The 14,118-nt window shown below is 72.9% G+C and carries 11 protein-coding genes; all 11 read left to right on the top strand.

The window, feature by feature from the left end:
* Nucleotides 1-56: 56 nt before the first annotated feature.
* The 11 genes from ACZ516_RS05265 (at nucleotide 57) to ACZ516_RS05215 (ending at nucleotide 14,045) form a co-directional block, all read left to right on the top strand.
* Nucleotides 57-1,265 (top strand): SPFH domain-containing protein, encoded by a 1,209-nt coding sequence (locus ACZ516_RS05265; RefSeq protein ID WP_361076115.1) that lies wholly within the window; start codon nucleotides 57-59, stop codon nucleotides 1,263-1,265.
* 147 nt (nucleotides 1,266-1,412) lie between these two features.
* The gene (locus tag ACZ516_RS05260) at nucleotides 1,413-2,015 is read left to right on the top strand and encodes a lytic polysaccharide monooxygenase auxiliary activity family 9 protein (protein ID WP_358581417.1); all 603 of its coding nucleotides are present in this window, start codon (nucleotides 1,413-1,415) and stop codon (nucleotides 2,013-2,015) included.
* Between the two features lie 157 nt (nucleotides 2,016-2,172).
* Nucleotides 2,173-2,508, top strand: a complete 336-nt coding sequence (locus ACZ516_RS05255) for a hypothetical protein (RefSeq protein ID WP_361076112.1) — start codon at nucleotides 2,173-2,175, stop codon at nucleotides 2,506-2,508.
* Nucleotides 2,509-2,863: 355 nt separating this feature from the next.
* A complete protein-coding gene (locus tag ACZ516_RS05250; protein ID WP_358699139.1) occupies nucleotides 2,864-3,493 on the top strand; it encodes an HAD family acid phosphatase in 630 nt (209 codons plus the stop codon).
* 632 nt (nucleotides 3,494-4,125) lie between these two features.
* Nucleotides 4,126-4,866 (top strand): TrmB family transcriptional regulator sugar-binding domain-containing protein, encoded by a 741-nt coding sequence (locus ACZ516_RS05245; protein WP_358581411.1) that lies wholly within the window; start codon nucleotides 4,126-4,128, stop codon nucleotides 4,864-4,866.
* Between the two features lie 205 nt (nucleotides 4,867-5,071).
* Complete coding sequence (locus ACZ516_RS05240; RefSeq protein WP_469008573.1) at nucleotides 5,072-5,974, top strand: ATP-binding cassette domain-containing protein; 903 nt, start codon at nucleotides 5,072-5,074, stop codon at nucleotides 5,972-5,974.
* 92 nt (nucleotides 5,975-6,066) lie between these two features.
* Nucleotides 6,067-7,143: a cysteine synthase family protein gene (locus ACZ516_RS05235; RefSeq protein WP_358581409.1), complete on the top strand. Its 1,077-nt coding sequence runs from the start codon at nucleotides 6,067-6,069 to the stop codon at nucleotides 7,141-7,143.
* Nucleotides 7,140-8,627 carry an argininosuccinate lyase gene (argH, locus tag ACZ516_RS05230; protein ID WP_469008572.1) on the top strand — a complete coding sequence of 496 codons (1,488 nt, stop codon included), beginning with the start codon at nucleotides 7,140-7,142 and terminating at the stop codon, nucleotides 8,625-8,627. The genes ACZ516_RS05235 and argH overlap by 4 nt, the downstream gene beginning before the upstream one ends.
* The gene (locus tag ACZ516_RS05225) at nucleotides 8,624-9,919 is read left to right on the top strand and encodes an ATP-grasp domain-containing protein (RefSeq protein ID WP_469008570.1); all 1,296 of its coding nucleotides are present in this window, start codon (nucleotides 8,624-8,626) and stop codon (nucleotides 9,917-9,919) included. Before argH ends, ACZ516_RS05225 begins: the two co-directional genes overlap by 4 nt.
* Nucleotides 9,916-13,134: a non-ribosomal peptide synthetase gene (locus tag ACZ516_RS05220; RefSeq protein WP_469008568.1), complete on the top strand. Its 3,219-nt coding sequence runs from the start codon at nucleotides 9,916-9,918 to the stop codon at nucleotides 13,132-13,134. Before ACZ516_RS05225 ends, ACZ516_RS05220 begins: the two co-directional genes overlap by 4 nt.
* The gene (locus ACZ516_RS05215) at nucleotides 13,131-14,045 is read left to right on the top strand and encodes a GHMP family kinase ATP-binding protein (protein WP_358581399.1); all 915 of its coding nucleotides are present in this window, start codon (nucleotides 13,131-13,133) and stop codon (nucleotides 14,043-14,045) included. Before ACZ516_RS05220 ends, ACZ516_RS05215 begins: the two co-directional genes overlap by 4 nt.
* Nucleotides 14,046-14,118: the final 73 nt, after the last annotated feature.

Genomic DNA, 14,118 nt, shown 5'->3' with positions numbered 1-14,118 from the left:
TACTGATGAGGCGGAAGTACTGATGAGGCGGAGGTACTGATGAGGCGGAGGCACGGATGAGTGCGACGGCGGCTTCACAGCCACAGTCCCCGCGGCCCGGCGGGGCGCCCGAGCAGGCCGCCGCGCGGCCGCCGAGGGTGATCCAGAGCGAGGCCACCACCGAGATCCCCGTCCACCTTCTCTTCCGCGACGACCCGGACGACCCGGTGGCCGTCCCGCTGCCGCCCGCCGTGGTGCGGCGCAGGCGGGGTACGGGGGAGCAGCCCCGGACACCGCGCCGCCCCGCGCCCACGCCCGCGCCGGCGTCGGAGGCGGGGCCCGCCGAGTCCGCGGCGCGCCCCGTGCCCGACCTCGACCCTTCCCTGGCCGAGCGGCGGGCCCGGGTCCTGCCCGGCCTCGCCGGCGTCCTCGGCGGATGCGCGGGCGTCGCCGGTTGCACGCTGTCGCTGTGGTGGGCGGGGATGCTGCCGGAGCCGGCGCTGCGGGCGGCCGGACTCGACGGCGGGGGCACCGGTCCGGGGCCGGCGCAGTGGGCCTCGCTCGCCGCGTCGGGCACGCTCGGCCTGTTCGGCTTCGGCGGGCTGGCCCGGGGCCGGGTCGGCCGGGCGTGGGTGCTCAGCCTCTTCGGCCGCTACCGGGGCACGGTCCGCCGCACGGGCCTGCTGTGGGTGAACCCCCTGCTGCTCCGCCGCCGCGTCGACGTACGCCTGCGGCACTGGCGGAGCGAGCCGATGCCCGCCGTGGACCGGGACGGGGTCGCGCTGCGGGTGGTCGTCCTCGTCGTATGGCGGGTGAAGGACCCGGCGCGGGCGACGCTCGCGGTGGAGGACCACCAGGAGTATCTGCGCGAGTGCGTGGAGGCGGCGACGGCCCGCGTGCTCTCGCGGCTGCCCGCCGACGCGTTCCACGACGACGCGCCCGCGCTGCGGGACGCCCCCACGCTGCGGGACGCCGACGCCGTGGGCGCGGCGCTGACCCGGGCGCTCGCGGCGGACGTCGAGGCGGTCGGCGTGGAGGTCTTCTCGGCCCGGCCCACCCGGATCGAGTACGCCCCCGAGGTGGCCGCCGCGATGCGCCGCCGCCGGGTCGCGGCCCTCGACGCACGGCACCGGGACACCGTCCTGACCTCGGTGGTCGACTCGGTCGAGGACACCGTGACGCGGCTGACCACGCGGGGCCTGGTGGAGCTGGACGACTACGAGCGCAAGGCCTTGGTGAAGGACCTGACGGTGGCGTTCTACACGGGGCACGGCGAGCACCGGTGACCGCCCCGTGATCCGCCCCGTGATCCGGACGGATCCTCTCCGGCATTGGTATGGACATGTTCAACTAACGCCAATAATCTGAGACTTGGTCTAGACCGCAGTGCGCGCACGTCCCCGGAACTCCCCACGTTCGGTCAGGAGCGGCACATGCGAAAGAAGAAGATGTACGCGGCCATGGTCGGCCTCACCACGGTCGGCGCCGTCGCGCTGTCCACCGGTGGCGCCAGCGGCCACGGCTACACCGATCTGCCCGCCAGCAGGCAGATCAACTGCGCCAAGGGCGTGGTGACGAACTGCGGCTCCATCCAGTACGAACCGCAGAGCGTCGAGGGTCCCAAGGGCTTCCCGGCGGGTGGACCGGCCGACGGCAAGATCTGTTCGGCGGGCATAGCCGGCTTCAACCAGCTCAACTCGCCCCGGACGCCCGGGGGCGGAGCCTGGCCCACGACGGCGGTGAGCGGCGGACAGAGCTACACGTTCCGCTGGCAGTTCACCGCGCGCCACCGCACCACGGACTTCAAGTACTACATCACCAAGCAGGGTTGGGACGACAGCCAGCCGGTGACCAGGGCGGCCCTGGACACCACGCCGTTCCTCACCGTGCCGTACAACAGCCAGCAGCCGCCCGCGACCCTCTCGCACAGCGGCACCGTCCCCGGTGGCCGCAGCGGGCACCACGTGATCGTCGCGGTCTGGACGATCGCGGACACGGGCAACGCGTTCTACGCCTGCTCGGACGTCAAGTACTGAGCCCTGCCCGAGCGGCTTCCCCGCCCCGCCCACGGGTTCCGCGTACGCCGTGCACGACCGCACGGCGTACGCGGGGCCCCGCGCCGCGTGGGGCCGTTGCCAGGGAAGTGGCCACACCTCATCGGTCCGCTCGCGTGAGCGATTACGATCCACCACCATGAGCGCGCCCGACCAGTCCGAGCAGTCGGACCAGCCCCCCACCCCGCCCGGTGCCGAGCCGGACGCCCGGCCCGTCGGCCCGACCCCGGCCGCCCGCGCCCGCCGCGCCCGCGTCGCCGCGGCGTCCGTGCTGATGGCCGCGGCGGCGGTGGTCCTTGCGCTGCGGCTGGCGAGCCGCTCGTCCGTGCTGGTCGTCGGGGTCTACGGGCTGCTGCTCATCCTCTGCGGAGGAGTGATCGAGCTGAGCCGCCGCGGCCGGACCAGGCTCGGCACCTGGCTCCTCGCGGCGGGTCTCGTGGCGGCGCTGGTGATGGACGGGGTCGTGCTGTCGTAACCGCGGGCGCGGACGCCGAAGCGCACTGAGGACCCCAGAGGCCCCCGCAGGCCCGCACCAAGCCGCCCCGCCCCCCAAGCCGCGCCGCCCCCCCAAGCCGCCCCGCCCCCTCGGGCCGCCGCGGGCAAAGGGACATCACCTTCTATTCCCGCCAAAAGGCACTGGCAATTACCTGCCAAGGATCAAGCCGGTTCGGCGGAAAGGCCGAGGACGGGCCGCGGACCTGACACGTGCCAGGTCGCCGCCCTGCTCCGGTTGCGGACACGGGCCGCCCCAACACCCTTGGCCCCGGCCTATGTTGAGCACAGGTCGCGGCCCCTGGGGCCGCGTGTCGCACGTAATCTGGAGGTTTTCCATGACCACGGCTCAGTGGAGACGGCGCGTAGGCACGACGGTGGCGGCGGCCACCCTCTTCGGGTTCGGCGCCGTGGGCGGGGCGCAGGCGACCGAGACCGCAGGGCGGCCGGCCGCCCAGGCCCCCGCCGCCGCGGCCGCCGTCGACTACGGGACCTGGCAGCGCGACGTCCTCAAGGTGACGGACGAGGTGCGGCCGTACCTGGAGAAGCGGATCGCGGAGGGCGCCGGGCAGAAGCTGGCGATCGTGCTCGACATCGACAACACCTCGCTGGAGACGCATTTCCACCCGTTCCCGCCGACCCCCGCCGTCAAGCCGGTCCTGGAGATCGCCAAGCAGGCGAAGGAGCGGGGCGTGGCTGTGTTCTTCGTCACCGCGCGCCCCGACCTCATCGAGCTGGTCACCAAGGCGAACCTGACGTCCGTCGGCTACCCGGTGGACGGTCTCTACCAGCGGACTTTCGGTGATCTCTTCGGCAGCCCGGCCGAGTTCAAGGCCGCGAAGCGCGCCGAGATCGAGGGCCGCGGCTACGCGATCATCGCCAACATAGGCAATAACGGTACGGACTTCGCCGGCGGTCACGCGGAGCGCGGGTTCAAATTGCCGGACTATGACGGGCAGCTGTCCTAGGTTCAACGAGCGTATTCGTTTAACGCTGTGACCTCCCGGTACTTCATTCACCCCGGGATGAGGCGCCCGGGAGGTCGGGCTATGCTACTCATCAGTTTGTAACAAGTCGTCACATCAAGCACCTGACGGCCTACCTGAAGACCGCGGTCCGCACCATGAGGTTTCCCGTAAAACGATGGCCCGGGACGCCTTTGGCCTTCGTTGACGTTGTGCGGGCCGTTTGGTTAGGGTTGCAACAAGAGGAGCCCTGAAGGGTGACTTGAATCCGGCGGCGCGAGGCGCGTCCCGGGTTTCCACGGGGGAATGGGGGCATCTCCAGTGTGTCGCATGTACTGCATGTGTTGTCCGTCCGACCGGATGTGCCGCCGCGGGAATACCCGGTGATGAACGCCGGTTAATACGACGGCTCTTGAACTGTCCTCCGCGATGTCCTTTCCGCGGAGTGTTCGATCACTTCGATCACGATCACTTCGATCACTACGATCATGTCGTTTCGGGCTGATGTTGGTTAAGCTTCAGGGGGAGCTGTACCGCGTATGTCTACCAATGCCGATATTTCCTCGGATTCCGGGCCGATATTCGCCGCGCTGAGAGCGCAGACGCCCGCACCCTCTCACGGCGAGGTCGAGCGCATGCTCCTCGAAGCGCGCAGACTCGTCGAGACCGCCGTCGACCGCCACCGCAGCGAAGGGCGCCTCGTCGCCGCCCTCGACCCGGACGAGGGTTCGGTCGGGGCCGCCACCGAACAGGTGGTCGCCTCCGCCGGACGCACGCTCGCCGTCGTCCTCTCCGGCAAGGGCGAAGAGGAGACGCTCCAGCTCATCGGCCATCTCGGCCGGGCCGCGGCGCGTGGCGTCGAGGTCCAGCTCCTGGGCCGCGTGGGCCTGTTGGAGGACCGTGTCCTCGCCGAGCACCTCGACAAGTACGCGCCGGGCGTCGAGGCCCGGCTCGCCCGCGGACCGCTCCAGGAGATGGTCCTGGCCGACGGGGCGGCGGGCGTCGTCTGGTCCCGCAGCGGCCTCGACGTCCGTGAGGCCGTCCTGGTGCACGCCTCCGCCGTCCTGCGCAACCTGCGCACTCTCTTCAGCGTCTCGTGGTCGGGCAGCGCCGCGCTCTCCGACTACCGCAGTCTGAGCGACCGTTCGCGCAGCGCTCTGGCCCGGCGGATACTGCTGGCCCTCAACTCCGGCCGCACCGACGAAGTCGCCGCCCGCGAGCTGGGCATGTCCGTGCGCACCTATCGCAGGAACGTTGCGGAAATAACCCGTGAACTGGGAGCCAACTCCCGTTTCCAGGCCGGGGCCAGGGCCGTCGAACTCGGACTGCTCGCCCCGCTCGTCGAAAGGCCCGTCGACCGCCGCCGAGCCGGGTAAGAAATTGTCACACGGAACCGGGCACCCCGGCCGTGCGCGGACCCCATGGCAGCTTGCTGTAGCTGTTCTTGTGGCGTGCGAAGCGGGGTGTGTAGGAATGGTTTCGCCTCCACCTCGGGTGCCCTGATACGCAATTTGCGAGGAATGACATTCCGTGAGCAGCATGATGATCGAAGCCACAGAAATAAGCCGTACTTTCGGCTCCATGCAGGCTCTCAACGGTGTCAGCCTCAGCGTGGGGAAAGGAGAAGTCCTCTGCCTGCTCGGGCATAACGGAGCGGGCAAGAGCACCTTGGTCAGCATCCTCGCCACCGCACTGCCGCCCACCGGCGGCACGGCCCGCGTCGCCGGCTTCGACGTGGTGCGCGAAGCGCCCGAGGTGCGCCGGCGCATCGGTCTCACCGGACAGTTCGCGGCCGTCGACGAAAGCCTCTCGGGGCGCGAGAACCTCATCCTCGTGGCCCGGCTGCTCGGCGCGAACAAGCGGGAGGCGCGGGCCCGCGCCGACGAGCTGCTGGAGATGTTCGACCTGACCAAGGCGGCCGGCCGCACCGCCGGTTCGTACTCCGGCGGGATGCGCCGCCGCCTCGACCTCGCGGGCAGCTTCGTCGGCCACCCGCAGGTGCTCTTCCTCGACGAGCCGACCACCGGACTCGACCCGGTCAGCCGCAACGCCCTGTGGGAGCTGGTGCGCGCGACCGTGGCCGACGGCACGACCGTGTTGCTCACCACCCAGTACCTCGAAGAGGCCGAGCAGCTGGCGGACCGCGTCGTCGTCCTCGGGCACGGCTCGACCATCGCCGACGGCACGGTCGCGGAGCTCAAGGGCCGCCTCGGCGTCAGCACCGTCCGGGCCACCCTGGCCGACGGCGCCGCGGTGCCCGCCGCCCTCGGCGCGCTGCGTGCCGCCGGACTCGAACCGGCGTCCGGCGAACCCGAGGGCCTCGTCGCCGTTCCCGTGGAGGCGTCCACCGGACTGGCCGCGGTGGTCAGGGCGCTGGACGAGGCGGGCGTGGGAATCGTCGAGATCTCCCTGGCCGAACCGACCCTGGACGACGTCTACATCAGCCTCGCCGAGCGGCTGCCCGCCGCCCCGGCACACTCCTGACCCCCCCACCCCTGCTCGTCCCCACCCCTGCTCGCCCCCTTCCCCGCTCGTCCTCTTCCCTTTTCTCTCTTCCCGACCCTGGGAGCACTTCCATGGCGCTCACCACGCCCACGTACTACTCGATCACCGAGGCCACGATGATGCCGCGCGTCATCCGGCTCGCCCCCAACCTGTACGGCGCGGTCTTCACGCTGATGAAGCTGCTGCCCGCCCGCACCATCCTGCGGAGCGCGGAACAGCGGGGCGAGCTGGCTGACGGCACGGTGATCGTGGAGACCACGTCGGGCACCTTCGGGCTCGCACTCGCCATGGAGAGCGCCCTGATGGAGCGGGAGCTGGTGCTGGTGAGCGACCCCGCCATCGACGCCAACCTCTACCGCCGGCTCACCGACCTCGGCGCCCGCGTGGAGATCTGCCGGGAGCCCGCGCCCGTCGGCGGCTTCCAGGGCGCCCGACTGCGCAGACTCGCCGAGATACGCGCCGAACTCCCGGACACCTACTGCCCCGAGCAGTACACCAACCCCGACAACCCGGGCTCGTACGGCGTCGTCGCGCAGCAGCTCAGCAAGCTGCTCGGCACCGTCGACTGCCTGGTGGGGCCCGTCGGTTCGGGCGGTTCCATGTGCGGCACGACCCGCGGCCTGCGCGAGGTCACCCCGCACACCCGGGCCATCGGCGTCGACACCCACCGCAGCGTGCTCTTCGGCCAGCCCGACGGGCCCCGCGCGCTGCGCGGCCTCGGCAACAGCCTGTGGCCCGCCAACCTCGACCACTCCGTCTTCGACGAGGTCCACTGGTGCTCCGCGGCCGAGGCCTACGCCTCCACCCGCGCCCTGCACGCCCGGCACGCCCTCTTCCAGGGCCCCACCAGCGGTGCCGCCTTCCTCGCCGCCCAGTGGTACGCCGCCCGCCACCCCGACGAGCTGTGCGTGGTGATGCTCCCCGACGAGGGCTACCGCTACCAGGCCACCGTGTACGACGACGCCTGGCTCACCGAGCACGGGCAGCGCCTGGAAGCCCTGCCCGAGGAGCCCGTCCTGATCGACGACTTCGCGGACGCCGGCGACGGCTGGACCCGCCTCGCCTGGAACCGCCGCCGCTACGAGGACGTGCCGGGCACCGTGCCCCGCACCGACGTGGGCCCGCTGGCCGCCCGGGCCCGCTCATGACCCTCGCCGCACCGGGCACCGGCCGCCTCACCCGCACCCTGGGCCCGCGGACCCGCCGCGTGGTCTACGGGACGCCGGGACCCGCCGAGATCCGCGACGAACTGCACCACACCACCACCGTCGACCTCGCCCATGTCGTCATGCTCACCGAGTGCGGCCTGCTGCCGAAGGACGCGGCCGCCGCCCTCCTGGAGCGGATCACCCGGCTGCGGGCCGACGACTTCGCCGAGCTGTACGGCACGGACGCGCCCCGCGGCCTCTACCTGATGTACGAGGGACACCTCGTCGCCGAACTCGGTGCCGACATCGGCGGCAAGCTGCACACCGGCCGCTCCCGCAACGACATCAAGGCCACCATCACCGCGATGCGGCTGCGCGCCGAACTCATCGGCCTGCTGGGCGAGGTGCAGCGCATGCAGGGCGTCCTGCTGGCCCGCGCCCGCGCCCACCACGGCGTGCCCATGCCCGTCTACACGCACTTCCAGCCGGCCATGCCCATCAGCTACGGCTACTACCTGGCCGGCATCGCCACCGCACTGGACCGGGACATCACCGCACTGCGGCAGACCCTCGACGGACTCGACCGCTGTCCGCTGGGCGCGGGCGCCGTCTCCGGCACCGACCTGCCGATCGAACCGGCCCGCACCGCGGCCCTCCTCGGCTTCACCGCGCCCCCGCTGCACGCGATGGACGCCGTCGCGGCCAGGGACGGCGTGCTGCGCGCTTTGGGCGCCGCCGCCGGTGCCGCGCTCACGCTGAGCAGGCTCGCCACCGACCTCCAGCTGTGGAGCACCCAGGAGTTCGCCTTCGTGGAGTTCCCCGAGCGGCTGGTGGGCGGCAGCTCGGCCATGCCGCAAAAACGCAACGCGTTCCTCCTGGAACACGTCAAGGCCAAGGCCGCGCACGCACTCGGCGCCTGGACCGCGTCCGCGTCCGCCACGAAGTCCACGCCGTTCACCAACTCCATCGAGGTCGGCACCGAGGCGGTCTCCGGCGCCTGGGGCGCGCTGGCCGCCGTACGCGACAGCGTGCTGCTCGCCCAGGTGCTGGTGAGCGGCGCCCGCCCGGTGCCCGAGCGGATGGCGCAGCGGGCGCGGGAGGGTTTCACCACCGCCACCGTCATCGCCAACCGCCTGGTCACCCAGGGCGTGCCGTTCCGCACCGCCCACCACGTCGTGGGCGCGGCGGTCCGCGAGGCCGTCGAGGCGGGCGAGCACGAACTCACCGGGATCACGCTGCCCGACGGCATGCCCGCCGACGTGAGCGCGGAGGTCCCCTCGCTGAGCGAGGTCGTCGCCGCCCACGACCGCGGTGGCGGCCCCGGCACCTGTGCGGCCGTCGTCGCCACCCTGCGCGAGCGGCTCGCGGCCCACGGGGCCCGGCTGACCGCACACCGGGACCGGCTGCGCGAGGCGGAGCTGCGACTGGACACGGCCGTCGGCGACATCCTGGCGTCGGGGACGACGAGGGGAGAGGGCCGATGAGCGGGACCGGAGCGCGGTGGTTCGCGTTCGTGGAGAGCAACACCACCGGTACCGGACGGGACTTCTGCGCCGCCGCCCGCGCCCGCGGGCTGCGGCCGGTGCTGCTGACCCGGGACCCCGGCCGGTACGGGTACGTCGCCGAGGACGGCGTCGACACCGTCGTCCTGGACACCTCGGACGCGGACGCCGTGTACGAAGAATGCGCCGCGCTCGCCCGGGGCGCGGGGCTCGCCGGCATCACCAGCAGCTCCGAGTACTACGTGGTGACCGCCGCCCGTACCGCCGCCAAGCTGGGGCTGCCCGCCCCGGACGCGGATGCCGTCGCACGCTGCCGCGCCAAGGACGTCCAGCGGGCCCTGCTCGCCGACGCCGGCGTGCCCGTGCCCCGCTTCGCGGCCGTCGGCGAGGTCGCCGACGCCGTCGCGGCCGCCGAGGACATCGGGCACCCCGTGGTCCTCAAGCCGGTCAGCGGCTCCGGATCGGTCGGGGTGAAGCTGTGCCGGGACCGGGCCGAGACCACGCGGTGGGCCCGCGAGCTGCTCGGCCGGGCGACCGACGAACGCGGCGCCCCGGTGCCCTCCCGGATCCTGGTCGAGGCGGCCGTGGAGGGCCCCGAGTTCTCCGTGGAGACCTTCGACGACCACGTCGTCACCGTCGTCGGCAAGCACCTCGGCCCCGAGCCGTACTTCGTGGAGACCGGGCACGACGTGCCCGCGCCCGCCGGCCCCGCGGCCCTGGCCGCGCTCGGGGACACCGCCCGCGCCGCGCTCGCCGCCCTCGGCCTCGGCTGGGGCGCCGCCCACACCGAACTGCGCCTGTCCGCGAACGGCCCCGTCGTCATCGAGGTCAACCCGCGCCTCGCGGGCGGCATGATCCCCGTCGCCGTACGGGCCGCCACCGGCCGGGACCTGGTGGACGAGGTGATCGCCGGGGCCGCGGGGCAGGAGGCGCCCGCCGCCGGGCCCGGCGCGGGCCACGCCGCCATCCGCTTCCTCCTCGCGACGGGCACGGCACAGGACCCCGAACGGCGGGTGAGCGCCGTCGAAGGACTGGAGCGGGCCGCGGCGGCGCCCCGCGTCGTGGCCGCCACCACCACCGGCTCCGCCACCATCGGCCGGACCCTGCGCGTCACGCACTCCTTCCAGGACCGGCTGGCCTGTGTGGTGGCCACCGGGGGGAGCGGCGAGGAGGCCGAGCGGCACGCGCTGGACGCCGCCCGGCTGATCAGGATCGGTTTCCAGCAGCAGGCAGCACCACAAGCACTGGACGGAGAAGGGGTCGGGGGACGATGAAGGACCGCACAGGAGAGCACGCTTTCACCAGGATTCCCCGGTGGACCAGGCCCGGCGCCCGCGCAGAGGGCATCGGCCTGCACCGGACGCCACTGCCCGAGGAACTGCTGCGCGACCTCGGCCGCACCGCCGCCGAACTGGGCGCCGACCGGCGCGCGTTGCTGCTCGCCGCACACGCCAGGGTCCTCGCCACGGTCTCCGCGGAGCGGGGCCTGCTCATCGGCCACGTGGCCGCCGCGGGCCGCCCCGCCACGCCGCTGCGGCTCGCCGTCGACGACTCCAGCTGGGCGGAGCTGGTCGAGCACGCCGGCGCCGCCCTGACGGCCACGCACACCGCGGAGGCCGTCCCGGAGGCGGTCCTCGACCTGTCGGGCCTCGACGCGCGCCCCGAGGCACGCGAAGCCGCGGGCGGGACCGCCGCGGGCGAGGTGCTGCGCGTCGCCTGGGTCCGCGCGGGGGACACCCTCGACCTGGAGATCGCCTACGACCGGGCCGAGCTGGACGAGTCGTACGCCTCCCGCCTCGCCGGCTACCACCTGGCGGCGCTGCGCCACCTCGTGGCGGACACCGCCCGCCCGCACCACCGCCAGAGCCTGCTCGCCGAGGCGGAGGTGGAGACCCAGCTCCACGGCCTGGCCGGGCCCCGCGTCGAGCTGGGGGAGCGCACCTTCGTCGACCTCTTCGAGGAGCGTGTGCGCAGCGCTCCCGACGCCGTCGCCGCCGTGCACGGCGGGGTCCGCTGGAGCTACCGGGAGCTGGACGAGCGCGCCAACCGCGTCGCCCACGCCCTCCTCGCGGCCGGCGCCGGCACCGAGGACGTCGTCGCCGTCGCCATGGACCGCACCCTGGACTGGATCGCCGCCGCCCTCGGCGTCTTCAAGGCCGGCGGGGTCTACCTGCCGGTGCGCCCCGACTTCCCCGCCGACCGCGTCGCCACCCAACTGGAGCGCAGCGCCTGCGCGTTCGCCCTCACCGAGCCCGCGAGCGCGGCACTGATGCGGGACGCGGCGGCCGGTGTCGCCCGCCCGCCCGCGCTGCTCTCGGTGCCCGAGATCCAGGCGTCCGGCGTGCCCGTCGAGCCGCCCGGCGTGCCTCTCGCCCCGGGGCAGGCCGCGTACATCTACTTCACCTCCGGGTCCACCGGCGCTCCCAAGGGCGCGCTGTGCGAGCACGCCGGCATGCTCAACCACCTCCACATGAAGATCGAGGACATGGAGCTGGCGGAGGGCCCCGGCGAGGTCGTCACGCAGACCGCCTCCCAGTGCTTCGACATCTCCCTGTGGCAGTTCGCCGCGCCGCTGCTCACCGGCGGCAGCGTGCGGATCGTGGACACCGCGCTTTTGATGGACGTCGGCGGCTTCCTGGACGAGCTGGTCGAGGGGCGGGTCACCGTCGCGCAGATCGTCCCCTCGTACCTGGAGGTGCTGCTCACGCACCTGGAGCAGCACCCCCGGCCGCTGGGCGCCCTGCACACCCTGTCCGTGACCGGCGAGGCGCTCAAGTACGAGCTGGTGCAGCGGTGGTTCGCCGCCTTCCCCGACATCAAGCTGGTCAACGCCTACGGCGCCACCGAGGTGTCCGACGACACCATGCACGAGGTCCTCGACGGCGTACCCGAGCGGGACTTCGTCACCGTCGGCAGGTCGCTGCGGAACGTCAACACCTACATCCTCGACGAGAACCTCGCGCTCGCGCCGCTCGGCTCCCCGGGCGAGATCGCCTTCTCCGGCGTCGCCGTGGGCCGCGGCTACATCAACGACGAGGAGCGCACCCGGCAGGCGTTCGTGCCCGACCCGTTCCGGGAGAACACCCGGATGTACCGCACGGGCGACTTCGGCCGGTGGCTGCCCGAGGGCCGCGTCGAATACCTCGGCCGCCGCGACGAACAGGTCAAGATCCGCGGCTTCCGCATCGAGATCGGCGAGATCGAGAACAAGCTGCTCGCCCTGGACGGCATCCGCGAGGCGGCCGTCGTCATCGACGGCGGGCCCGGTGAACTGCGCAACCTCGTGGCGTTCTTCGCCGCGGGTCAGGAGCTGCCCGCCGAGCACGCCAGGGACTTCCTCGCCGGGCTGCTGCCCGACTACATGGTGCCGACCTACTTCCACCAGCTGGAGCGGCTGCCCCTCACCGAGAACGGCAAGGTCGACAAGAAGGCCCTCATCCGCCTGGCCGGCACCCTCGGTCACGGCGGCGCCCCCTACGCCGCCCCCCGCACCCCCGGCGAACAGCGCCTGGCGATGCTGTGGGCCGAGGTCCTCGGCGTGCCCCTGGAGCGCATCGGCAGGGCCGACAACTTCTTCGAGCTCGGCGGCACCTCACTGGCCGCGGTGCGGCTCCTGGTCAACATGGACCGGGCGCTCTCCCTCAAGGACCTGGTCGCCCACCCGGTCCTCGCCGACCTCGCCACGGTCCTCGCCGACCGCGAGGGCACGGGCGCGGGAGCCCCGGCCGTGGGCCTGCTCCAACCGCTGTCCGGCGTCCGCAACCCGCACCACACGCTCGTGTGCTTCCCCTACGCCGGCGGCAACGCCGTCAATTTCCGCTCGCTGGCCGCCGCGCTGGAGCGTGACGGCATCGCGGTCCTCGGCGTCGAGCTGCCCGGCCACGACCTGGCGGGCGCCGACGAGCCGCTCGTCGGCATCGAGGAGATCGCCCGCCGCGTCGCGGAGGAGATCACCGCGCGCGTGAGCACGCCGGTCCTGCTGTGGGGCCACTGCGCGGGCGCCGTCACCGCCCTGGAGACGGCGCGCCGCCTGGAGGAGACGGGACGCGCCGTGGAGCGGGTCTTCATCGGCGCCCAGCTCCTGGACGACGAGGCGACACTGCGCGCCGAGATGGCCGAGATGGAACGGGCCGACAACCACACGCTGCTGTCCCGGCTGCGCGCCGACAACGCGTACGTGGAGCTGGACGAGCTGAAGCCGGAGCGCGCCGACGTGGTCGGCCGCGCCTACCGCCACGACGTGCTCACCACCGACCGGCGGCTGCTGCGGCTGCGCGAGGACGCCGAGCCGTTCCGCGTCGCCGCGCGGGTGGAGGTCGTCGTCGCGCAGGACGACCCGGCGACGGCACGGTTCGCGGACACCTACGAGGACTGGAAGGCGGTCTCCGACCGGGTCACGCTCCGCGTGCTCGACGAGGGCGGCCACTATTTCGTCAGTACGCGCCCGGCTCAGACCGCGGCGCTGGTGAGAGGAGCAGCGACGGCGTGAAGACGATTCAGACGCTCGCACCCGCGGCCGGATACCGCCGGGTCGGCGCCACCGGGGTCAGCGCGGCCTTCGGGACCTTCGGGGAACTGCTCCAGGGCGTGCTGCCCGAGGAGGACGGGGACTTCCTGGTCACGCTGCCCGTCGCGCGCTGGGCCATGGCCCGGTTCGAACTGGACCCGCACTCCGACACCGTGGAGGTGTGGCCGGCGCACAAGAAGAAGGCCAGACGGCTCGTTCACATGATCATGGCGGACGCGGCGCGGCCCGCGGGCGGTGTGCTGCGCATCGACAGCATGCTCCCCGAGGGCAAGGGCCTCGCCAGCTCCTCGGCGGACCTGGTGGCCACCGCGCGGGCCGTGGGCAACGCCCTGGCCGAGCCGATGCCGCCGCGCCGCATCGAGTCCTACCTCGCCAGGATCGAACCCACCGACGGCGTGCTCTACCCGTCCGTCGTCGCCTTCCACCACCGCAGCGTGCGGCTGCGCGCCCGGCTCGGGTCGCTGCCCTCGATGGCCGTGGTCAGCATCGACGAGGGCGGCGCGGTGGACACCGTCGACTTCAACAGCATCCCCAAGCCGTTCACCGCCGGCGACAAGCGGGCGTACGCGCGGCTGCTCGACCGCGTCACCGGCGCCGTGGCCCGCCGCGACCTCGCCGAGGTCGGGGCGGTGGCGACCGAGAGTGCCCGGATGAACCAGGTGCTGCGGCACAAGCGGTCGCTGGACCCGATGATCCGCATCTGCCGTGAGGTCGGCGGCCTCGGCGTGGTGGTCGGGCACAGCGGCACCACGCTCGGCGTCCTGCTCGACACGGCGGCGCCGGACTGCCCCCACCAGCTGGCGGCGGCGGCCCAGGCCTGCCAGGAGCTGGCGGGCAACGTGACGGTCTACCGCACGCTCAGCTTCCACTGACGCGGACGTGCCGAAGGGGCCGCATCCGGAAAGGACATCCCGGATGCGGCCCCTTGGCGTACGCGCCGTGCGG

Source organism: Streptomyces sp. NPDC034037 (assembly GCF_055575715.1).
The sequence above is the reverse complement of the archived record's forward strand: the minus strand, read 5'-3'. Positions and strand labels throughout refer to the sequence as shown.

Excerpts from the sequence above, each read along its gene's own strand:
- ACZ516_RS05265 (WP_361076115.1), top strand. The coding sequence starts at position 57 with ATGAGTGCGACGGCGGCTTCACAGCCACAGTCCCCGCGGCCCGGCGGG.
- ACZ516_RS05260 (WP_358581417.1), top strand. The coding sequence starts at position 1,413 with ATGCGAAAGAAGAAGATGTACGCGGCCATGGTCGGCCTCACCACGGTC.
- ACZ516_RS05255 (WP_361076112.1), top strand. The coding sequence starts at position 2,173 with ATGAGCGCGCCCGACCAGTCCGAGCAGTCGGACCAGCCCCCCACCCCG.
- ACZ516_RS05250 (WP_358699139.1), top strand. The coding sequence starts at position 2,864 with ATGACCACGGCTCAGTGGAGACGGCGCGTAGGCACGACGGTGGCGGCG.
- ACZ516_RS05245 (WP_358581411.1), top strand. The coding sequence starts at position 4,126 with ATGCTCCTCGAAGCGCGCAGACTCGTCGAGACCGCCGTCGACCGCCAC.
- ACZ516_RS05240 (WP_469008573.1), top strand. The coding sequence starts at position 5,072 with ATGCAGGCTCTCAACGGTGTCAGCCTCAGCGTGGGGAAAGGAGAAGTC.
- ACZ516_RS05235 (WP_358581409.1), top strand. The coding sequence starts at position 6,067 with ATGGCGCTCACCACGCCCACGTACTACTCGATCACCGAGGCCACGATG.
- argH (WP_469008572.1), top strand. The coding sequence starts at position 7,140 with ATGACCCTCGCCGCACCGGGCACCGGCCGCCTCACCCGCACCCTGGGC.
- ACZ516_RS05225 (WP_469008570.1), top strand. The coding sequence starts at position 8,624 with ATGAGCGGGACCGGAGCGCGGTGGTTCGCGTTCGTGGAGAGCAACACC.
- ACZ516_RS05220 (WP_469008568.1), top strand. The coding sequence starts at position 9,916 with ATGAAGGACCGCACAGGAGAGCACGCTTTCACCAGGATTCCCCGGTGG.